Genomic DNA, 22,028 nt, shown 5'->3' with positions numbered 1-22,028 from the left:
GAGAAACTTTAGCTCGAGTGAAATGGCCTTTTTATTTAGTCAAATGTTTTACAACGGTCACACGGCTACGGCGAGTAGTGTTGCCAGCTTTTGCTGGCAATGAACATCATACACGTTGTTGTAGCCAGTTTTTATTTTTTCAAACCTTCCAATATAAAATTCACTCCTGCTTTTGCATGTATCTTTGTTGTATTGAAAATTGGAATTTGTAAATCAGTATCATTTATCATCAATGGAAATTCCGTACAGCCTAAAATGACACCCTCAGCTCCTTTTTCTGTAAATGATTGAATGATGTTAATAACATATTCTTTGGACTGAGTGATAATTTTTCCATAAGTCAATTCTTCTTGAATTATCCGATGTAATTCATTGATTTCTTTCTCCTTATTTGAAGTAAGTACCTCAACTCCATTATTTGATATTCTATTGGTAATAAAACTCTCTATCATAGAGTATTTTGTACCCAGGAAACAAACCTTCTTCATATTTTTTGATTTAATTTCCTTTGTTGTTGCATCTGCTATGTGTAATATTGGAGTATTAATTTCTTTTTCTACAATATCGTAAACTTTATGAGGAGTATTAGCACAAAACATTACCATATCAGCTCCTGCTTTTTCGAGGTTTTTTGCTGCGTTAATCAATATTTCAGCTATACCAATCCAATTGGATTCTCTTTGATATTGATGTATTAAAGATTGATTTAAAGTATATATAATCAAAGGCGGATTTGTGTTATCTCCAAAATAGTCATTAACGAGCTGATTAATATTTCGATAATATTCTATTGTTGAATGCCATGATGTCCCTCCGATTAATCCAAGTGATCTCATTTTTTTTATTTTAATTGGCTACAACGGCCACAGGTATTTTTCCTAATACAGCGCAAAACGTAGTTCTGTATTGCGAATGAAAAGATACTAAATTTGAATAACAATGATTTGAGAACATAAACAAATATTAAAGAGTTATTATGTTTTTAGTAATAATAGTTTATCGATAAATAAGTGTGTTACCTTTTTTGTATGTTTACTTTAGCTTTTTTCTAAAAAATAAATTATGAATAATAATGCCATAACTTTTGAAGATTTTACAAAAATAGATTTACGAATAGGAACCATATTGGAGGTTGCCGATTTTCCCAAAGCAAGAAATCCTGCCTACCAATTAACAATAGATTTTGGAGATTTAGGGATAAAAAAAACATCTGCACAAATAACAAGTTTATATCAAAAAGAACATTTGCTTAATCGCCAAATAGTAGCAGTAGTTAATTTTCCTAAAAAACAAATAGCTAATTTTATGAGTGAGTGTTTAGTATTAGGTGCTGTTAATGCTAAAGACGTAATTTTGTTAAATCCAGAGCATAAAGTCAAGAATGGTACAATAGTTTCTTAAATAAAAAAGCTGCTTTTCTCAATTAAGAAAAGCAGCTTTTTTAAAATTAATATGTTTTTATAATTCTTCTCTAAAGAAAATCGCATTCATCATAAGTTTATTGGTACCATACCAAAAGGCTCTAAAATTAGTATTATCTGTAAATCCAACAACTTTACCTCTCCCTAATCGTTTTATTTGTAATGGCACTGTATTCGCCAAACTATCTAAATTTGGCCTAGAAATATATCCACTTAGAATAGGGTTGTTGGTATATTTTATTGGATTGTTATAACTACTTTTATCTGGTTTCATAAACAAAGTAGTATTTCTAAATAATGATACTTTATTGTTTTTATATCCAAAGTTAATAGGATGTGAGCGATCAATATTAGCTTCAAAAATAGCACCTCCAATAACCTGTGCTCCGTTAAAGTCACCTCGTTGCTCAAAAGTGACATTCTTTGCCGGTACTTCTACTTTTTTAAATTCGAACTTAGCAAATTCCTTAGATTTTAACCAGTTTAACGCACCTCTATAGCCTAATAAGGTACCTCCATTTTGTACCCAAGTTTTCATTTTTTTAGTATTGTTAGCATTTAAAGCACCACTACCAGAATTAACAGCAATAATAACATTATAACGACTTAAATCTGCTCGCCCAATAGTTTTAGTATCTAATTTGGTTACAGTCATTTCATAACGTGTATCAAATAAATGCCAAATTTCTCCAGCATCATAAGAATTCATACCATCTCCTACCAATAATGCAATTTTTGGTTGAGTTAATGCTCTAAACTGTCTGCTTCCTAAATCTATACCTTCTGTTAAACCTGTACCGACACTATTAATTGTAATATGACTTTCTTTTGCCAGCGTATTTAAAAAAGTATAAATATCATTAGCTTTTATTTTTTGATTCTGTACAGGGATTAAAATAGTTCCGTAATCATATTGTTTCCCACTTGTACTAAATTGTTTCATAGCTACTTTAGCACGAATTCCTTTTGCTAATACTTTATTTAAAAGCTTAGGAGTATAATATTCGTGCCATTCCATTAAATAAGCATAGTTACTTTTGTTATCTACACCACCTTCTTTAAATTGAAGGTTAGTAACCTCTGTTCCTAAATTATTTGTAGATACATCTTCGGCATAATCTAAATTAAAAGCTAAAGGGAAGGTCCAAGCAGAAATATCGTAGAATAAACTATCTTGAAATGTGGTGCGCTTTTCAAACATAGCGTTTATTAAACGTGTGTTTTTTTGATTTTTAGGAACTATATAACTATATCCTTTTTTAAAACGCTTACTATTTGCTGTAAAATCTTGTTTTATATCATGAAACTTAATACTGTGTCGTTTTAAAATCTCAGCTAAATGATAGGTTTTTGCTGCATCTTTTTCGTCTCCAAAAACAATGGCTTTAGAGTTTTCTTTAGAGGCTTCAGTTCTGGCATTTTTATAAAAATTATGCTGATAAGTTAAAAGTGTTTCTCGCATATTTTTAGCTGCATCTAAAGTAGAAAGCGCTGCCGTAAACTGATTTCGTATAGTGAACGGAAAGGTTAATAATCCATTTTCAGTCTCTTGAACATGTCCGCGAGAACTCGCTTGCTCAAATAAAATACCTATACTTCCATTAATATCCGGAAATGTTGAACCTTTACCGTAATAAAAATCATCATAACTTTCTTCAGTATAATATAAAGATCCAATTTTATCGAATGCTTTAGCATGATAATCCCCAATGCGTCTTGTAAGCTCTTGATTTAATTTTGGTGTTAGTGGATGAGTCCTTGATGGAATCCCAGGTTGAAAAAAGAAAGTTGCATTACTGCCCATTTCGTGATGATCTGTTAGAATATTAGGTAACCATTTGTGAAATGATGCAATCCTAGCTCTAGACTCTGGTAACTGTACTGGTAACCAGTCACGATTCATATCAAACCAATAGTGGTTTGTTCTTCCCCCTGGCCATACTTCACTATATTCTCTATCGTTAGGGTCACTACTTAAATTTATACTCTTATTTGTATTTGCCCAATAAGCAAAACGCTGTAAACCATCTGGATTATATGATGGGTCAAATAAAATAACTGTATTATCTAAAAGTTCGTTAATATAGGTGCCTTGAGCTGCTGCTAAATAATACGCTGCTAACAACCCTGCATTAGCACCACTAGGCTCATTACCATGAATAGAAAACCCTTGGTATACTATTATAGGTCTATTAGCTGTATTTGCTGTATTACTTTCTGTAGCATTAATATGTGCTTCACGAATGGCATCTAAATTTTGATGATTTTTAGGAGAAGTAATAGTCATTAATAATATTGGTCTGCCTTCAAATGTTTTTCCACGATTTTCAATTGTAATTCTATCTGAAGCATTAGCCAACGCATAAGCATATTGCATTAACTTATCGTGAGTAACATGCCATTCACCAACCTGATGTCCAATAATACTTTCTGGAGTTGGAATACTCTGGTTATAAGTAGTGTTTTGAGGAAGGTAATACGATAAATCTAGTTTTTTTTGAGAATAAACTATTGTACTCAATAGTAAACAAAATAAGAGAAGTTTTTTCATTATATAAATTAGTTAGGGGATAAATATAAAAAAAACCACTACGATTATGTAGTGGTTTTTAATATTTTAAGATTTCTTTCAGAAATTAAATGTCTTCAAAATTTACATCTGTAAAACTTTCTGGTGAAGCTGGTGTTTCATCATTAGTAGTATTGTTTACAGAACCATAATTTTCTCTCTTATAATCTTTTTGATGACGCTCACTAATAACTTCTTCTCCTTTTTCATCAATCACATAATCAATCATATCTCCTAAAATTTCTTTAAACTCAGCAAAATCTTCTTTATATAAATAAATCTTGTGCTTTTTATAATGAAAAGAGCCATCATCATTTGTAAATTTTTTACTCTCGGTAATTGTAAGGTAATAATCTCCAGCTTTGGTAGCTCTTACGTCAAAAAAATAAGTACGTCTTCCCGCTCTCAATACTTTAGAAAATATCTCTTCTTTCTCCATCATATCATTATTACTCATAATTGTATTGTTATATTATATTAATAAATTTAATGACTCAAAAATCTAAAAAAAAATATTAGCAACCAACAAAATGTTACATTTCTTTTTCGGCAAGTTGTTTTAAATATAACTCTTTATAGTAGCCATCCTGATTTATTAAGGTTTGATGGTCTCCTGTTTGTATTATTTTTCCATCATCAAGAACTATAATATGATCTGCATTTTTTGCTGAAGAAATACGATGACTTACTATAATTGTAGTTCTGTTTTGAGTAACTTTATCTAAGTTTTTAAGGATTTTTTCTTCGGTTTCAGTATCTACAGCAGATAAACAATCGTCTAATAATAAAATCTTTGGATTTTTAATAATGGCCCTGGCGATCGAAATACGCTGTTTTTGCCCACCAGATAGCGTAATACCCCGCTCTCCTAAAACAGTATTATAGCCTTCGGAGAAATTTTCGATATTGCTATGTACAACAGCATTTTTTGCTGCTTGTATAATTTCATCGTCTGTAGCATCAACAGATCCAAATTTAATATTGTTTTTAATCGAATCGGAAAATAAAAATGCATCCTGAGGGACGTAACCAATGCTATTTCTTAAACTCTCTAAGTGGACTTGCTCTATAGAGTTGCCATCAATGCTTATTGTACCTTTCTTAATATCATATAATCTCCCTATTAGATCTAGAATAGTAGACTTCCCTGAGCCTGTTTTACCAATAATTGCTAAACTCTTGCCTTGATTTAAATTAAAACTAACTCCTTTTAAAGCTTCAATATTTGTGTCATCGTAAGTAAAATGTACATTTTTAAATACAATATCACCATTAATAGTAATTGGTGAACTAGCTAAATTTTTAATTTCAGGAACTTCGTTTAAAAACTCATTAATACGCTTTTGTGATGCTTCAGCTTGCTGAACGATAGAAGTAACCCAACCCAAAATGGCTACAGGCCAAGTTAGCATATTTACATAAATGATAAATTCTGCTATAGTACCAAAGCTTTCAATTTCACCATTAATATATTGTTTTCCTCCAACATAAATTACAATAAGATTACTAACACCTATAAGTAAGATCATTAATGGAAAAAATAAAGCTTGTACTTTATTAAGATCAATTTGTTTTTGACGATTTTCAGTAGATAATGTCTCAAAAGAAATATTAGTTTGGGGCTCCATACCATAAGCTTTAATTACAGATACTCCACTAAATGCTTCTTGTGTATAGGTTGAAAGTTTTGACAAATATTCCTGAACTATTGTACTACGTTGGTGTATGAGTTTGCTCAATACATATATTGTAATTGATAATACAGGAAGTGGTAAAACTGTATAAAATGCAAGTTTTGGAGCTTGACTAAACATGTAAATTAAAGCAACAACAAATAAAGTAATCATATTTAGAGAGTACATAATTGCTGGTCCAGTGTACATACGTACCTTACCTACATCTTCACTAATACGATTCATTAAATCACCAGTTCTATTTTTTTTGTAGAAATTTAAAGATAGTTTCTGATATTGCTGATATATTTCGTTTTTTAAATCAAATTCTATATGTCTGGATACGGTAATAATAGTTTGTCTCATTAAAAATGAAAACACTCCAGCTATTATTGCTGCGCCAATTAAATACAGTATATTTTTTGTGAGTTCCGAACTGTAAACATCTGCTGGAATTTTACCATTTATATGATCAGCAATAACAGTAATAGATTGTCCTATTAAACGAGGTGTGAAAAGTGCAAAAATTTTAGAAACTATGGTAATAAATACTCCAAGTAAAAGACTGTACTTATACCGTTTAAAAAACTTATTGATGTATTGTAATTCTTTCATTTATAATCTTTAAGCTGAAGCTTTGTTTTTAGTGTTTTCATATTTTAACAATAAATTTGTTGCTAATACTGTAATATTCGGTTATTTTTGCGGGCTACTATTAGATATAATTCAATAGTAAAACACTAAATTAAATATTTTTTTAAATGATTTCAGACGTAATCAACTCTAACGAAATTAAAAAAGCTGCCCCAGTATTTGGACAACTTTCTTTTGATAATCATGAACAAGTTGTTTTTTGTAATGACAAAGATACAGGATTAAAAGCAATTATAGGAATACATAATACAGTTTTAGGACCAGCTTTAGGAGGTACTAGAATGTGGGATTATAATACAGAAGCTGAAGCTTTAAATGATGCACTTAGGTTATCTCGTGGAATGACATTTAAATCGGCTATTACTGGGTTAAATCTTGGTGGAGGTAAAGCTGTTATTATTGGAAATGCTAAAACTCAAAAAACTCCAGAGTTAATGAAACGTTTTGGAGAGTTTGTACACTCGTTAAGTGGTAAATATATTACTGCAGAAGATGTGGGTATGGAAACTTCTGATATGGATTTAGTTAGAGAAGTAACTCCATATGTAACTGGAATTTCAGAAGATAAAGGAGGTGCAGGAAACCCTTCACCCATTACTGCATATGGCGTATTTATGGGTATGAAAGCTGCTGCAAAATATAAATTTGGTAGTGATCTTCTCGAAAATAGAAAAGTATATGTACAAGGTATTGGTCATGTTGGAGAATCTTTAGTAGAACATTTAACTAATGAAGGCGCTAAAGTGGTAATATCTGATATTAATGAAGATCGCTTGCAAGCAGTAAGTAGTAAATATGGAGCAGATATTTATAGAGGAAACGATTTATACTCTGAGACTATGGATATTTATGCACCTTGCGCTTTAGGAGCAACAGTAAATGATGATACTGTAAATAAATTGAATGCCCAAATTATTGCTGGAGCTGCTAATAACCAATTGGCTAACGAAAATATACAAGGACCTTTATTGCAAAAAAGGGGTATTGTTTACGCACCAGATTTTTTAATTAACGCTGGCGGAATAATTAATGTATATGCAGAACTAGAGGGTTACGGAAAGCAAGAAATTATTCGTAAAACAGAAAATATATATAATACAACTTTAGAAATATTGACTAATGCTGAAACTAATGGAATTACAACTAATGAAGCAGCATTAAATATTGCTAAAAATAGAATTGAAATTAGAAAAAAAGAAAATTCTAAATAAATTCAATTTTAAAAAATAATACTATTTTTGCGAGGCGAAAGAGATATCTCTTTCGCCTCTTTAAATATTTAAAAAGTTCTTTAAAAAATGCTAAATCGAAGACATATTCGTATTAAAGTAATGCAAATTATCTACGCTCTTAATGGTAATGAAGGGAGTGATTTAAAAGTTGACGAACGCTCTCTTTTAAAGAGTATGGAAGGAATGTATAATTTGTATTTATTATTAATATCTTTATTAATAGAAGTACATAAGAAAGCCGAAGATTATCTCATAAAATCCCAACAAAAACATTTAGCAACCTCAGAAGAGAAAAATCCTAATCGTAAATTTATTAATAATGAGATACTATTGTACCTAAAAGAGAATACGTTATTACAAAATAAATTTGAAGATTATAAAATTACTAATTGGGAGTTAGATGATGAATATGTAGATGTTATTTTTAAAACATTGTTAGAAAGCGATATATATAAAGATTATATGTCTACTAAAGTTTCTACATTTAAAGAAGATAAAACATTTATAATTGATTTTTTTAAAACAATAATAGCACCAAACGATAAACTTTACGAATATTTAGAAGATAAAAATATTACATGGGTAGATGATTTACCTGTTGTAAATACTGCTATTGTAAAATTATTACGTAAAATAAAAGCAAACTCAAGTGCTGTTCATTTTACACCAAAATTATTTAAAGATACTGAAGATAAAGAATTTGCAGTAGAATTATTAAAAAAGACAGCACTAAATTTGAAAACATTTAGCGAAACTATTTCTGATAAAACGACTAATTGGGATAAAGATAGAATAGCTAATATTGATTTTGTATTACTACAGATGGCAATTTGTGAATTTCAAAAATTCCCATCAATACCAGTAAAAGTAACAATAAATGAGTATTTAGAAATTGCAAAAGAGTATTCTACGCCCAAAAGTAATGTATTTATTAATGGCATTTTAGACAAACTGGTAAAAGAGTACAGTGATAATGGAACGTTAAATAAAATAGGTCGCGGATTGATGTAATCACAAAAAAGTATTACTTTTATCGGCAGAACATAATATAATTAAAAAAATAACCCACAAGTTTATCTTAAAAATTTAAAAAAATGAAAAAAGTAATTTTAGGTTTAAGCGCACTATGTATGGTAGCTTTTACGTCTTGCAAAGAAGATGCATCTAATAAAGTAAAAAGTGCAAATGTAACTCAAGCTGCGGCTAGAGATGCAGTTTCTGTAGATTATCCAGTAATTACATTTGATAAAACAGAACACGATTTTGGAGCTATTACAAATGGTACTCCAGTTCAAACAGTGTTTTCTTATACAAATACTGGGAAATCACATTTAGTAATTTCTGATATTAAAGCAACTTGCGGATGTACTGTACCAAGTAACTGGAGTAGAGAGCCTTTAGCTCCGGGAGAAACAGCTCAGTTTACTGTAAACTTTAATGGTAAAGGTGCTAATAAAGTATCTAAAACAATAACGTTAACGGCAAATACGCAAAGAGGAACAGAAACAGTAAAAATTTCTGCATTTATCTCTCCAGAACCAACAGCGGGATAATTTTCCAATTAAAAAATAATTTAAAAATAAATAGCTTATTTAATTAGGCAATAAATAATAATAAATGGAAGGATTAAGTTCTTTTGCACCTTTTATATTAATGTTTGCAGTTGTGTATTTCTTTATGATTGCACCGCAAATGAAACGCGCAAAAAAAGAGAAAGCTTTTGCAGCTGAATTAAAAAAAGGAGATAGAGTTGTAACAAAAAGTGGAATGCACGGAAAAGTTTTAGAACTAAATGATAAAGATCGCTCTTGTGTTATAGAAACTCTAGCAGGTAAAATTAAGTTTGAACGTTCGGCAATTTCTATGGAAATGAGCATGAAACTTAATACACCAGCAACCGTTGCTAAAAAATAAGTTTTAATTTTATAGTATAAAAAAAGAGCTACTCAACGAGTAGCTCTTTTTAGTTTAACAATTTTTGTATTTATCGTTTAAACCTATACCATTTATAATCATAGGTTTCATTTTTTCTATACGATTTAATTTAGTTTTTTCCTGTTTTGCAGTATCTATATATTCACAATATTCACGTTGTTTATAAGGTGTTAAAGTTGCAAAAGCTGTGTTGAGTTTTGAATCAGTTTTTAATTCGCGTTGTAATTCAATAGGAATAATAACTTCTTTTTTAGAGCGATCAACTTTAATTTCTTTTCCTAACTTCTGATTTTCTATAGCTTCATTTATATAAAGCATTACTAAATCTTTATTAATTTCTTCAATAGATGTAAATCGCCATTGTCGCATTGCTTTGGTTTTACCTTCTTGAGCATTTACTAAAACATTGGAAGCATCTTTTAAAAACACACCATTAAAAAACCATATCCCAAAATGATGTTTAAAAGCCCCTAAACCAACAACGTTTTTACTATTAATAGTATATGTAGGAGCTCCCCATTTAAGAGTTTCTACTAATTCAGTTGTGTTAAATAGATCTCTTAAAACTGTAAGAGCTTCAGTATAGTTTTCGTGGCGTTCAATATATTCTTCAACAGAACCTACTTTTTGCATAACCTTTAAGATTTATATTTTTTAGCAGTTAATTCTGCAATTTTACAAATTACTTGAGTTGCTTTTTGTATACTTTCTACAGGAACATACTCGTAACGTCCATGAAAATTATGTCCGCCTGCAAAAATATTAGGGCATGGCAATCCCATAAAACTTAGTTGAGAACCATCTGTTCCACCTCTAATAGCTTTTATAAGAGGCTTAATATTTAATTGCAACATTGCTTCTTCAGCAATATCTACAATATGCATTACAGGTTCAACTTTTTCTTTCATATTGTAGTATTGATCTGTAATTTCGATATCGATGATATTACTCTCGTATTTTTCGTTCATGTCATCAGCTACTTTTTGCATTAAAGCTTTACGAGCTTCAAATTTGTTTTTATCGTGATCTCTAATAATGTATTGCAAATTGGTTTCTTCAACTTCACCCTTAATAGCATATAAGTGAAAAAAACCTTCATAACCTTCAGTTTGTTCAGGGGTTTCGTTTTTAGGCAAAGCATTCATAAATTCAGAAGCATAATACATCGAATTAATCATTTTTCCTTTAGCATACCCAGGATGTACAATCTTACCATTTATTTTTATTTTGGCACCAGCTGCATTAAAATTTTCATATTCTAATTCTCCAACCTGACTACCATCCATAGTATATGCCCATTCTGCACCAAATTTTTCAACATCAAACTTATGAGCACCTCGACCAATTTCTTCGTCAGGAGTAAACCCAACTTTTATAGTACCGTGTTTTATTTCTGGATGCTGTATTAAGTATTCCATAGCGCTTATAATTTCACAGATCCCAGCTTTATCATCTGCTCCTAAAAGCGTGGTACCATCTGTGGTAATTAATGTTTGCCCTTTATAAAGTAATAGATCTTCAAAATAATCAGGTGATAATACAATGTTCTCTTTCTTATTTAAAACGATAGTTTTTCCATCATAATTTTCAATAATTTGAGGGTTTACATTAGCTCCAGTAAAGTCTGGTGAAGTATCAAAATGAGAAATAAACCCTATGGTTGGTACTTTATGAGAAACATTGCTAGGTAATGTTGCCATGATATAGGCATTCTCGTCAATACTTACATCAGACATGCCTATAGCTTTTAACTCTTTAACTAAATTATTGGCTAAATCCCATTGTTTTTCTGTGCTAGGTGTTGTATTACTATTAGGATCGCTTTCAGTATCTATTGTAATATAACTTATAAAACGATCTATTATATGTTGTTTATTTATCATTCGTAATTTTCAATTTACCCAAAAATAGCGAACCCATTACTAAGAGGCAAGTCTTAACTTTGTTTCTTTTTTCTTGAAGGGATTTGCGTTACTTTTGCGCTTATAAATTTTGATGTTAAACCAACTACAATTTAATGTATAAACTATTAATTCGTCCGCTACTTTTTTGTTTCGATCCTGAAAAAGTGCATTATTTTACTTTTGCTTTAATTCGAATAACATCAAAAATCCCTTTTGTAAAATCATTATATAAGAGCTTATACGAAGTGAAAGATGAACGCTTAGAGCGAACCATTTTTGGATTAAAATTTAAAAACCCTGTTGGGCTGGCAGCAGGTTTTGATAAAGATGCAAAACTATTTAGAGAACTTAGTAATTTTGGTTTTGGATTTATAGAAATAGGAACATTAACACCTAAAGCACAAGATGGCAATCCTAAAAAACGTTTATTTAGATTAAAAGCAGATAAAGCGATTATTAACAGAATGGGATTTAATAATGGAGGTGTTACAGATGCTATTAAGCGTTTAAAACAAAATAAAACTGTTTTAATAGGAGGTAATATTGGAAAAAACAAAATAACTCCTAACGAATCTGCAGTTGAAGATTATAAAATATGTTTTGAAGCATTGTTTGACTATGTAGATTATTTTGTAGTAAATGTAAGCTCGCCAAATACACCTAATTTAAGAGCACTCCAAGATAAAGAACCATTAACAGATCTTTTAAAAGTTTTAAAACAAGAAAATGCTAAAAAAAATAGTCCTAAACCTATCTTATTAAAAATTGCCCCAGATTTAACTAATGAGCAATTATTAGATATTATTGATATTGTAAAAGAAACTCAGATAGATGGAGTAATAGCAACAAACACCACTATTTCTAGAGATGGATTACAATCAGATAATAAAATAGAAATAGGAGGATTGAGTGGAAAACCATTAACAAATCGCTCGACTGAAGTAATTCGATTTTTAGCAGAAAAAAGTAATAAAGCATTCCCTATAATTGGAGTAGGAGGGATACACACTGCTAAAGATGCTATAGAAAAACTTGACGCTGGTGCAGATTTAGTACAGATTTATACAGGTTTTATTTATGAAGGGCCAAGATTAATCAAGAATATAAACAAAGCACTCCTTAAAAGGTGACCTGTTTGAATTATGAAACTTTAATATCATTTGTATTTGCTACCTCAGTATTGGCAATCTCTCCTGGACCAGATAATATTTATGTGCTTATACAAAGTATTACTAATGGAAAGAAATTTGGACTCGCTACTGTAGCAGGATTAATATCTGGTTGTTTAATTCATACTACTTTAGTTGCTTTTGGAGTATCTGCCATTATTAAAAAAAACGAGACTTTATTTTTTGTTATTAAATTGCTAGGTGCCATATATCTTATATTTTTAGCTTATAGAGTATATAAAAGCAACTCAAAAGTAACTTTGTCTTCTGTTCCTAAAAAAACTATTGTTCAGTTGTTTAAACAAGGTTTTGTAATGAATGTATTAAACCCCAAAGTATCTTTGTTTTTTTTGGCTTTTTTCCCAGGATTTCTGTTTAGTAACACATTAAGTACAGTAACTCAATTTTATGTTTTAGGGTTTTTATTTATGTTAGTATCATTAGTTGTTTTCTCTTTAATCGCTATTCTTTCAGGCTCTATTTCTAAGTATTTAAAAGAAAACGAACGTGTAAGTTTAACTTTAAAATGGCTACAAATTATTGTGTTTATAGGAATAGCTATTTTTATATTAATTTAATTATATTTTAGATTAATTTTTCTTATAAAAATAATAGTATTTTTAACTGCTTTTAAAATTGAAATATGCCCGATACAATTAAAATTATTGAATGTCCGAGAGATGCAATGCAAGGCATTAAAGACTTTATTCCTACAGAGAAAAAAGTACAATACATTCAATCGTTACTTCGTGTAGGGTTTGATACGTTAGATTTTGGAAGTTTTGTATCGCCTAAAGCAATACCGCAAATGGTTGATACTGCTGAGGTACTGGCTCAATTAGATTTATCAAAAACAAGAAGTAAATTACTTGCAATCATCGCTAATACTAGAGGAGCAACAGATGCCGCAAAACACTCCGAAATTAAATATTTAGGATATCCATTTTCGATTTCAGAAAACTTTCAAATGCGTAATACACATAAAACGATAGCGCAATCGGTTGTTACGCTTCAAGAAATTTTAAATATTGCAGATCAGAATAATAAAGAAGTTGTTGCTTACTTATCTATGGGGTTTGGTAACCCATATGGCGATCCTTGGAATGTAGATATCGTAGGTGAGTGGACTGAGCGTTTAAGCAAAATGGGGGTAAAAATTTTATCTTTAAGCGATACTATTGGGACTTCAAACCCTGAAAATATAAATTACCTATTTTCCAATTTAATACCTCAATATTCAGATATTGAATTTGGTGCCCATTTGCATACCACACCTACCTCTTGGTTCGAAAAAGTTGATGCAGCATACAAAGCTGGATGCAAACGTTTTGATGGCGCAATTCAAGGGTTTGGCGGTTGTCCAATGGCAGCCGATGAATTGACAGGTAATATGCCAACCGAAAAATTATTATCATACTTTACTTCAAAAAAAACTGAAACTAATTTAAATGCATTAAGTTTTGAAAGTGCTTATAATGAAGCCACCAAAGTATTTACACAGTATCATTAAATTATATTTAAACTTAACTTGTTGATAGTGTTATAGTTGTGTTCTAAGTGTTATTAGGCTAAAAAATTATTTATATTTAATCTAAATAAAATTTGTTGAATCCATTTTTGAGTTTATATTTGCACTTGTAAAAATATATTATTTATAATAAGTCTAAATAAAAACAATGAAAAAACCAATATTACTTTTAATTATTTTAGCAAGCACATTAGGTTTTGCTCAAACTGTACAAGATTCAATAACTTTTGATCCGCAAAAACAATTAAATGCAGCACAGCGTATCCTTTCAGGAAACTATGGTAAAGCTGTAACTGTTGGTGCTTATGGTGAAGTAACATATAATCAACCAGAAGGTGATAACGGAGAATTAGATGTACAGCGTTTAGTTTTACTTTTTGGATACAAATTTAATGAGAAAACACAGTTTGTTACTGAGGTTGAGTTTGAACATGTAAATGAAGTATTTATTGAACAAGCATTTATAAATTATGCCGTAGCACCTAATGTAAACTTACGAGGAGGGTTAATGCTAGTACCTTTTGGTATTATTAATGAATTTCATGAACCAACAACATTTAACGGTGTTGAACGCCCTGCTGTAGATAATGCAATTATTCCAACAACATGGAGAGAAATTGGATTTGGTGTTTCGGGTCGTTTTAATGATTTATCTTTAGGATATCAAGCTTATATATTTAATGGATTCCGTTCTACCGAAAGTGATGGTAATGGTGGAGTAAACGGGTTTCTTCAAGGACGTAATGGGCTTCGAGGAGGAAGACAACGCGCAATACAATCTACAGTAGATAGTCCAACATTATCTGTTAAATTTGATTATTATGGTATTCCAGGACTTCGTTTAGGATTATCAGGATATTTTGGAGATACTCAGGCAGAAGATGAAATTGAAGAGTTAGATGGCGCAAATATTGGTGTATCTTTATTAGGATTAGATGCTCGTTATGCTTACAAACGATTTACAGCTAGAGGTCAATATACTTATGGTTCATTTTCCGGAACTGAAGCATATAACAATTTAACAGGTCTTGATTTAGGTAGTGAAGTGCAGGGTTGGTATTTAGAGGGTGCATACAATTTACTACCGTCAACAAATGAACAGCGTTTATTTGCATTTGTACGTTATGAAGAATTTGATACGCATTTAGATACAGAAGGAGCCTTAACTAAAAATGATGCTTTTGATAGAGATGATATAACAGTTGGATTAAGCTATCATTTTGCTCCTGGAGTAGTTTTAAAAGGAGATTATCAGTTTAGAGATAATGCTGTAGCTGGAGGAAATGTTGATAATAGACTTAATTTTGGATTAGGTGTGTGGTTCTAATCTTTAATTATGATTGAATTAGTTTAGTCGCTAACTATAGCCAAGTTAATTAACTTGGCTATAGTGGTTAAAAATAAATAAGAATAATACTTTTGCAAAATGAAAAATAGAGTTGTTGTTTTAATGTACTTATTGGTTTTATTGAGTGCTTTTGGACTACCAAAAAATATTAAAAAGAAACTAGATAAAGAATTAAAAAAAACATTTGAAATAGAAAGTTATATACTTGAAAATATTACAATAACTGAAGCTTTAAACAAAACACTGCCTACAAAAATTGAAACTGATAACTTGTTTAAAATAATAAATGATAATACTTTTTTAGGTTACGCTTTTATTGATAAAGCACCTAGTAAAACTGCACAGTTTGATTATTTAGTACTTTTAGATAAAGATTTAATAGTAATTAAAACAAAAGTATTGATTTACCGCGAAGAGTATGGCGGCGAAATAGGAAGCACGCGTTGGCTAAAACAATTTATAGGAAAAACTCAAAATGATAAACTCGCTCATGGCGAAAATATAATTGCAATCTCTGGGGCAACCATTTCTGTGCGTTCTATGACCAATGCAATGAATAACTTTCTAAAAACAGTAAAAATACTTCATTCAGAAAACGTAATTTAATATGGAAATAAACGGATTCATATACACTCTTCCTAAAGAGCTGAAATTATTAATTGCAGCATTTATAGTAGTATTGAGTATTGGGTTTTATACAGGTTTGTTATTTGTTAAAGAAACTTCGTCTGCAGATCCTAATGGTATTGAAGAACAATATTTAGGAAATGAAGATGATGATAGTGTAGAAGTGATGAAATTTAGAAAAAGTGAACAAGAAATGCTTACGTTAGTTCATAATCACATTTTATCAATGTCAATAATTTTCTTTTTGGTTGGAGGGTTGTTAAGTATAACCAAGCTTCATAAAAAACTAAAAATAGCTTTAATAGTTGAACCTTTTATCTCTATTGTTTTAACTTTTGGAGGTATTTATTTAATTTGGAAAGAATTAATTTGGGCTAAATATATTGTAATGATTTCTGGAACTTTAATGACACTTACATTTACCGGTTCTACATTTATTATTTGTTATCAATTGCTAAAGAAATCTAAATAATAAAAGAGATTATTTAGCTTTTAGTTATCTTCGCGAAAAGATTAAATTTATGACTCCAGAAATTGAAAAATTATTAAATGATCAAGTAAAATATGAAGCGAATGCTTCTATTCAATATTTAGCGATGGCTTCATGGGCAGATGCAAAAGGATATAATGGTGTTGCAGAGTTTTTCTATGCACAATCTGAAGAAGAACGTTTACATATGACTAAACTTGTCAAGTTTATAAACGAACGTAGTGGTAATGCAATTATTCCTCAAATTGAACAACCAGATGGAGAATACCAATCATTAAACGCTTTGTTTGAATTATTTTTAAATAGTGAGATTTTTGTTACTGAACAAATTAATCATATCATATATGAATGCCTTCAACATAAAGATTATAATGTTCATAATTTTATGCAATGGTATGTTACAGAACAATTAGAAGAAGAATCAGTAGCAAGAACATTGTTAGATAAATTGAATATTATTGGAGATGATAAATCTGGACAATATTTATTTGATAGAGATATTAATACAATGATTTCTGCTCAAGAAGAATAGAAAATAATCTTACTTACAATTCATAACATTTAAAATTTCATTAAGCATTTATAAAGCTTTAAGTCAAAAAAAATGCTTAGATTTGCACGCAATTATAATGTAATTGCAATGATCGCACATCAAAATAAAATACTAGGAGAAGGTCTTACTTATGATGACGTACTCTTAGTCCCTGCTTACTCAGAAATTCTTCCAAGAGAAGTCAGTATTCAAACAAAATTTACGAGAAATATTACCATAAACATTCCTGTGGTTTCTGCAGCTATGGATACGGTAACGGAAAGTAAAATGGCAATAGCAATGGCACGTGAAGGTGGTATTGGTGTATTGCATAAAAATATGACAATTGACCAGCAAGCTGCTAAAGTGCGTAAAGTAAAGCGTGCAGAAAGCGGAATGATTATCGATCCTGTAACCTTACCAATGGATGCTATTGTATCTGATGCTAATAATGCAATGAGAGAGCATAGTATTGGCGGTATTCCTATTGTTGATGATAATGGAGTTTTGAAAGGTATTGTTACCAATCGTGATTTACGTTTTGAACATCAAAATGAGCGTCCGATTATCGAAGTGATGACTAGCGAAAATTTAGTGACTGCTCCGGAAGGCACTTCGTTAAAAGATGCAGAAAAAATATTACAAGAGAATAAGATTGAAAAACTATTGATTGTTAAAGGCAATAAATTAGTTGGTCTTATTACGTTTAGAGACATTACTAAAGTAACACAGAAACCGATTGCAAATAAAGATTCTTATGGGCGTTTACGAGTTGCAGCTGCTATTGGTGTAACAGGTGATGCTGTTAATAGAGCAGAAGCATTAGTCAATGCAGATGTAGATGCCGTAGTGATAGATACTGCGCATGGACATACAAAAGGAGTAATTACTATTTTAAAATCAATAAAAAAGAAATTCCCAACTCTAGAAGTAATTGTAGGTAATATAGCTACAGGCGAAGCCGCTAAATATTTGGTAGAAGCTGGTGCAGACGCTGTAAAAGTGGGTATAGGCCCAGGGTCTATTTGTACAACACGTGTAGTTGCAGGTGTAGGATTTCCTCAATTTTCAGCAGTATTAGAAGTCGCAGAAGCTATAAAAGGTAGCGGAGTTCCTGTTATTGCAGATGGAGGTATCCGTTATACAGGAGATATTCCTAAAGCTATTGCAGCAGGTGCAGATACAGTAATGTTAGGATCGCTTTTAGCAGGAACAAAAGAATCTCCTGGAGAAACTATAATTTATGAAGGACGTAAGTTCAAATCGTATCGCGGGATGGGGTCTGTTGAGGCGATGAAGCAAGGTAGTAAAGACCGTTATTTCCAGGATGTAGAAGACGATATTAAAAAACTAGTGCCAGAAGGTATTGTAGGACGTGTACCATATAAAGGTGAATTATACGAAAGTATCCACCAATTTGTTGGAGGATTAAGAGCAGGAATGGGATATTGTGGCGCTAAAGATATAGATACATTAAAAGAAAGCGGAAAATTTATAAAAATTACTGCTTCGGGGATACATGAAAGTCATCCTCATGATGTAACAATCACTAAAGAAGCACCTAATTATAGTAGAAGGTAATCTTTTCAATTATTATTAAATCCATATAAATATATAAGTCCGTCAAAAATACTTTGAAGTAAAACTGAATTGTGATTTTGACCTTCATATGATTTAACTTTATAAGAGAAGTTCGTGTTTTCTATTGAACTTAAAATATTACTTAATTTAGAAAAAGGTTCTTTAATTAATCTTTTATCTTCATTACTGCCAATAGCAGTATACATTTTAATTTCTGTACTTATAGATTTATAGTTTTTGTCGAATTCATCATTGAATAACTCTTTATTATTCCACCACATAGATGGTGAAATAATAATTAAGTTTTTAAAAATATCAGGTCGTTTATTAGTAACATAAACCCCAAATAAGCCACCAAGTGAATGACCAATAAGCCCTTTTACTTCTGAGACATTTGGGTATTTTTCTTTAACCAAACTAAAAACTTTGGTTTCTAAAAAATTAATGAATTTTTTTGCCCCTCCAGTATTTAATGAATCAATCGAAAAGCTTTGCCCATTTCTTGAATTTAACTGTATAATCATTCCATTGTTTAATTCTGTATGAAAAGGAGATGGTGTATAATCTAAAGCTCTTTGAACATAATGATCATATTCGTCACCATTTGTCGATATACCAACTAAAATTATTGATTTAACATAATCAGAAAGATTTGCTAATGCATATGTACCGCATACCAGTTCTTTTAAACCCCAACTATCTAAATAATAAAGTGTTTCATATGATAATTTTGGACTAAAACCTGGAGGTAATGTTATAGAAACTCTATACTCTTTTCTTTCATCTGATTTTATAATATGATCATATGTTACAGCACCATATAAAGTTGTTTGTTGTTCTTGAGAGTAAAAACTTATTGAATATAAGATTGTAATAATTGATATGTAATATTTCATGTAATAAATATACGACTATTTTTATAGTTAATAAACTATTTTTGTAGTTTTAAAAATGTGTTAAATGAAATATTTATAAAATTAAAGTTTATTATCCAGCAATAACTTCTAAGGCATTAACTAAATAATCAATATCTTTTTTTGTGATATAAATTGCAAATGAAATACGAACTCCATTTAATCCAAAATTGGACATCGGTCGCGTATCAATTCCATAATCATTAAAAAGCTTCTTTTTAACTTCAGATACATTTTTACCAACAATTTCTACAGTTTGTATGGCACAAGATAAAGTATCTTTCTCAGGGGATTTTAATTTAAATTTGGAGTTGTTTTTTATTTTAGATCTAAAATAATCTTTAAGCTCATATGATCGTTTGGATATTTTTTCTTTTCCTATATTGGTATGAAACTCAACAGCAGCTCCTAAGCCTAAGTATTCAGGTAAGTTACGTGTGTTGTAATTTTCGAGACGACGTATGCTTTTATCGGTATGCCCTCTAGCTACCATTAATGGTTTTAAATACGCTTGACTTTCTGATTTTGCATAAAACACACCAATACCTTTAGGAGCAAACAGCCATTTATGGGCACTTGCTGTGTAAAAATCACATTCCAAGTCATGTAAATTGAACTCAAACATCCCTGCTCCTTGTGCACCATCTACAGCTACCAAGATACCTTGCTCATGTGCCATTTTTGAAACTTCTTTAATAGGTAAAATCATTCCATTAGTATTAACTATATGGCACATTGAAATAATTTTAGTTTTTGAGGTTATTGCTTTTCTGTATGCACTAACAACTTCTTCAACTGTTTTGGGAGTTATAGGTAAAACTGGGCGTACAATTTTTATACCTTTACTTTCTTGCCATACCTCCCAACATATAGTCCCGCTGGCATGTTCATGATCTGCTAAAATAATTTCGTCACCAGGTTGAAGATCAAAACTTCTAGCAATTAAATTCATTCCCTCAGTAGTATTATGCGTGATCGCAATCTCTTCTTTAGATACAGAAAATAAGCTAGCAATTTGTTTTCTAACGGTTTCTTTTTCGTCGCTCCAATCACCCCACATATACTTTGAAGGAAATCCATCTAAAGTTTCTCTGAATTTTTTAGTAGCTTTTTGAACTGTAATAGGAGAAGGCCCTAAGGAAGCATTATTAAAATAATGCAAACCATCAGCAAAAATAAATTGTTCTTTTACGGCCTGCCAGAAATCTTCAGAATCATCAGTATAATCTAGTAATTTAGGCGATAATTTTATACTGTTTAATGCTTGAGTTGGAAGTAATGTAGTTCCGGCGATACCAGTAAGTAAGTATTTAACAAAAGATCTTCTATTTTTCATAATTAATAATGTGCTTTATCCTAAATATACTTGACCACGATGAGGTTTTAGAGCATCTCGTATGGATTTCATTTTATTTTCTTGTATAATCATAAAAGCGATGGAGTGCATTTCAGAAATTACTTCAAATCCAGTAATATTTATACTTAATTGTTCGGCAGTAATATATTCTTTTAAATGTATTTCATGATGCTCAGCAGTTTTACTTGCATTAGGTCCACGAAAGTCCCAAATAAGTTTTAATTTACGCATTAGCTACAGAAATTCCGTTTTCAGCAAAATTTTTAAAATCAGCCATATATTTTTTAGATTGTTTTTTAAATGTTCCAGGCATTAATAATGTCATCATCCTTAATGTAAAGCTTGTTGGTAAAAATTCGCATTCAGAAACCCATTTTGTATGCCCTTGAGGGGTTTGTTCAAAAAAGTTTTGTTGAATATTATGCATTCCTTTAGTATCGTAAGTTGCATGGAATTCTTTAGGAAAATTACGTTTGGCAATAGTTTCTATTAATTCCATTTCTCGCTTTCCAAATTTAAAATTCAATCTCATTTTAGCGCCTACTTCACCGGGTGTTCCAGAAATATGCTCTGCAGAAATCAATCCTTTCTGCCAATGTTTCATATTATCTGTATTATCCATTTTTTTGATAACTTCATCTCGAGGCAACTTAATGATTGTTTCTATAGTATATTTCATGAAAATAAATTTTTTATGTTGTTAAATATAAAATAAAAATACAATTAAAACTCCATTTTAACTACTTAAAGAATCACTTGCTTTGTGTTTTAAATATCTTATTTTTGTGCTCTATGCTAATAAAATTGGAGATGAAAGTTAGTTTTTTATTTATATGCTATTTTATAAGCTTTTCAATTTTTAGTAATGCTCAAATAGTAAATGATTCTGTTTTATTAACCATAAACGAAACTCCAATCTATTCATCAGAATTTATCAGGATTTATAATAAAAATTTAAACCTTGTTAAAGAAGAATCTCAAAAAATGTAGATGAATATCTTAAATTATTTATAAATTATAAATTAAAAATAAAAGAAGCTAGAGTTTTAGGTTATGATAAAACTGCATCTTTAAAAAAAGAACTACATAATTAT

General features: G+C 30.4%; 24 protein-coding genes. 14 read left to right on the top strand and 10 right to left on the bottom strand.

What is annotated here, in order from left to right; translation table 11 throughout:
• Nucleotides 1-131: 131 nt before the first annotated feature.
• The gene (locus tag D1817_12330; GenBank protein AXT20640.1) at nucleotides 132-836 is read right to left on the bottom strand and encodes an amino acid racemase; all 705 of its coding nucleotides are present in this window, start codon (nucleotides 834-836) and stop codon (nucleotides 132-134) included.
• 226 nt (nucleotides 837-1,062) lie between these two features.
• Between D1817_12330 and D1817_12325 the strand changes: the two genes are divergently transcribed.
• Nucleotides 1,063-1,401 (top strand): tRNA-binding protein, encoded by a 339-nt coding sequence (locus D1817_12325; GenBank protein AXT20639.1) that lies wholly within the window; start codon nucleotides 1,063-1,065, stop codon nucleotides 1,399-1,401.
• Nucleotides 1,402-1,458: 57 nt separating this feature from the next.
• Here the strand turns inward: D1817_12325 and D1817_12320 are convergent, their stop codons facing one another.
• The 3 genes from D1817_12320 to D1817_12310 form a co-directional block, all read right to left on the bottom strand.
• Nucleotides 1,459-3,972 (bottom strand): zinc carboxypeptidase, encoded by a 2,514-nt coding sequence (locus tag D1817_12320; protein ID AXT20638.1) that lies wholly within the window; start codon nucleotides 3,970-3,972, stop codon nucleotides 1,459-1,461.
• 85 nt (nucleotides 3,973-4,057) lie between these two features.
• The gene (locus D1817_12315; protein ID AXT20637.1) at nucleotides 4,058-4,447 is read right to left on the bottom strand and encodes a DUF3276 family protein; all 390 of its coding nucleotides are present in this window, start codon (nucleotides 4,445-4,447) and stop codon (nucleotides 4,058-4,060) included.
• A gap of 76 nt (nucleotides 4,448-4,523) precedes the next feature.
• Nucleotides 4,524-6,278 carry an ABC transporter ATP-binding protein gene (locus tag D1817_12310; protein ID AXT20636.1) on the bottom strand — a complete coding sequence of 585 codons (1,755 nt, stop codon included), beginning with the start codon at nucleotides 6,276-6,278 and terminating at the stop codon, nucleotides 4,524-4,526.
• A 146-nt stretch (nucleotides 6,279-6,424) separates the two neighbouring features.
• Here D1817_12310 and D1817_12305 point away from each other — a divergent pair, with 146 nt between their 5' ends.
• The 4 genes from D1817_12305 (at nucleotide 6,425) to yajC (ending at nucleotide 9,463) form a co-directional block, all read left to right on the top strand.
• On the top strand, nucleotides 6,425-7,528 hold the full coding sequence (locus D1817_12305; protein AXT20635.1) for a Glu/Leu/Phe/Val dehydrogenase: 1,104 nt from the start codon (nucleotides 6,425-6,427) through the stop codon (nucleotides 7,526-7,528).
• Between the two features lie 120 nt (nucleotides 7,529-7,648).
• Nucleotides 7,649-8,560 (top strand): transcription antitermination factor NusB, encoded by a 912-nt coding sequence (gene nusB / locus D1817_12300; protein ID AXT21277.1) that lies wholly within the window; start codon nucleotides 7,649-7,651, stop codon nucleotides 8,558-8,560.
• Nucleotides 8,561-8,643: 83 nt separating this feature from the next.
• The gene (locus tag D1817_12295) at nucleotides 8,644-9,102 is read left to right on the top strand and encodes a DUF1573 domain-containing protein (GenBank protein AXT20634.1); all 459 of its coding nucleotides are present in this window, start codon (nucleotides 8,644-8,646) and stop codon (nucleotides 9,100-9,102) included.
• Between the two features lie 64 nt (nucleotides 9,103-9,166).
• On the top strand, nucleotides 9,167-9,463 hold the full coding sequence (gene yajC / locus D1817_12290; GenBank protein ID AXT20633.1) for a preprotein translocase subunit YajC: 297 nt from the start codon (nucleotides 9,167-9,169) through the stop codon (nucleotides 9,461-9,463).
• A gap of 54 nt (nucleotides 9,464-9,517) precedes the next feature.
• On the opposite strand, the gene D1817_12285 is transcribed toward yajC, so the two are convergent.
• On the bottom strand, nucleotides 9,518-10,117 hold the full coding sequence (locus D1817_12285) for a hypothetical protein (protein AXT20632.1): 600 nt from the start codon (nucleotides 10,115-10,117) through the stop codon (nucleotides 9,518-9,520).
• Nucleotides 10,118-10,122: 5 nt separating this feature from the next.
• The gene (gene pepT / locus D1817_12280) at nucleotides 10,123-11,367 is read right to left on the bottom strand and encodes a peptidase T (GenBank protein ID AXT20631.1); all 1,245 of its coding nucleotides are present in this window, start codon (nucleotides 11,365-11,367) and stop codon (nucleotides 10,123-10,125) included.
• 134 nt (nucleotides 11,368-11,501) lie between these two features.
• Between pepT and D1817_12275 the strand changes: the two genes are divergently transcribed.
• From D1817_12275 to D1817_12240, 8 genes are all read left to right on the top strand, one after another.
• Nucleotides 11,502-12,518, top strand: coding sequence for a quinone-dependent dihydroorotate dehydrogenase (locus D1817_12275; protein ID AXT20630.1), 1,017 nt, complete (start codon nucleotides 11,502-11,504; stop codon nucleotides 12,516-12,518).
• A gap of 5 nt (nucleotides 12,519-12,523) precedes the next feature.
• Nucleotides 12,524-13,135, top strand: coding sequence for a LysE family translocator (locus D1817_12270; GenBank protein ID AXT20629.1), 612 nt, complete (start codon nucleotides 12,524-12,526; stop codon nucleotides 13,133-13,135).
• A gap of 65 nt (nucleotides 13,136-13,200) precedes the next feature.
• Nucleotides 13,201-14,067, top strand: a complete 867-nt coding sequence (locus D1817_12265) for a hydroxymethylglutaryl-CoA lyase (GenBank protein AXT20628.1) — start codon at nucleotides 13,201-13,203, stop codon at nucleotides 14,065-14,067.
• Nucleotides 14,068-14,233: 166 nt separating this feature from the next.
• Nucleotides 14,234-15,412, top strand: coding sequence for a hypothetical protein (locus D1817_12260; GenBank protein AXT20627.1), 1,179 nt, complete (start codon nucleotides 14,234-14,236; stop codon nucleotides 15,410-15,412).
• Nucleotides 15,413-15,511: 99 nt separating this feature from the next.
• Nucleotides 15,512-16,039 carry an FMN-binding protein gene (locus tag D1817_12255; GenBank protein AXT20626.1) on the top strand — a complete coding sequence of 176 codons (528 nt, stop codon included), beginning with the start codon at nucleotides 15,512-15,514 and terminating at the stop codon, nucleotides 16,037-16,039.
• Between the two features lies 1 nt (nucleotide 16,040).
• Entirely contained in the window at nucleotides 16,041-16,532 is a 492-nt protein-coding gene (locus tag D1817_12250) for a hypothetical protein (protein ID AXT20625.1), read from the top strand.
• 49 nt (nucleotides 16,533-16,581) lie between these two features.
• Nucleotides 16,582-17,082 (top strand): ferritin, encoded by a 501-nt coding sequence (locus D1817_12245; protein AXT20624.1) that lies wholly within the window; start codon nucleotides 16,582-16,584, stop codon nucleotides 17,080-17,082.
• Between the two features lie 108 nt (nucleotides 17,083-17,190).
• Nucleotides 17,191-18,663: an IMP dehydrogenase gene (locus D1817_12240; GenBank protein ID AXT21276.1), complete on the top strand. Its 1,473-nt coding sequence runs from the start codon at nucleotides 17,191-17,193 to the stop codon at nucleotides 18,661-18,663.
• Between the two features lie 5 nt (nucleotides 18,664-18,668).
• Here D1817_12240 and D1817_12235 read toward each other — a convergent pair whose 3' ends face one another.
• The 4 genes from D1817_12235 to D1817_12220 form a co-directional block, all read right to left on the bottom strand.
• Entirely contained in the window at nucleotides 18,669-19,559 is an 891-nt protein-coding gene (locus tag D1817_12235; GenBank protein AXT20623.1) for an alpha/beta hydrolase, read from the bottom strand.
• Between the two features lie 91 nt (nucleotides 19,560-19,650).
• Complete coding sequence (locus D1817_12230; GenBank protein AXT20622.1) at nucleotides 19,651-20,913, bottom strand: aminotransferase class V-fold PLP-dependent enzyme; 1,263 nt, start codon at nucleotides 20,911-20,913, stop codon at nucleotides 19,651-19,653.
• A gap of 15 nt (nucleotides 20,914-20,928) precedes the next feature.
• Nucleotides 20,929-21,165 (bottom strand): hypothetical protein, encoded by a 237-nt coding sequence (locus D1817_12225; protein AXT20621.1) that lies wholly within the window; start codon nucleotides 21,163-21,165, stop codon nucleotides 20,929-20,931.
• Nucleotides 21,158-21,613, bottom strand: a complete 456-nt coding sequence (locus tag D1817_12220) for an SRPBCC family protein (protein AXT20620.1) — start codon at nucleotides 21,611-21,613, stop codon at nucleotides 21,158-21,160. The genes D1817_12225 and D1817_12220 overlap by 8 nt, the downstream gene beginning before the upstream one ends.
• Before the next feature lie 131 nt (nucleotides 21,614-21,744).
• Between D1817_12220 and D1817_12215 the strand changes: the two genes are divergently transcribed.
• Nucleotides 21,745-21,924: a hypothetical protein gene (locus D1817_12215; GenBank protein ID AXT20619.1), complete on the top strand. Its 180-nt coding sequence runs from the start codon at nucleotides 21,745-21,747 to the stop codon at nucleotides 21,922-21,924.
• The last annotated feature ends 104 nt before the right edge of the window (nucleotides 21,925-22,028 follow it).

The organism is Flavobacteriaceae bacterium, assembly GCA_003443635.1.
Classification (GTDB): domain Bacteria; phylum Bacteroidota; class Bacteroidia; order Flavobacteriales; family Flavobacteriaceae; genus AU392.
This window is presented reverse-complemented; position numbering and strand designations above follow the sequence as displayed.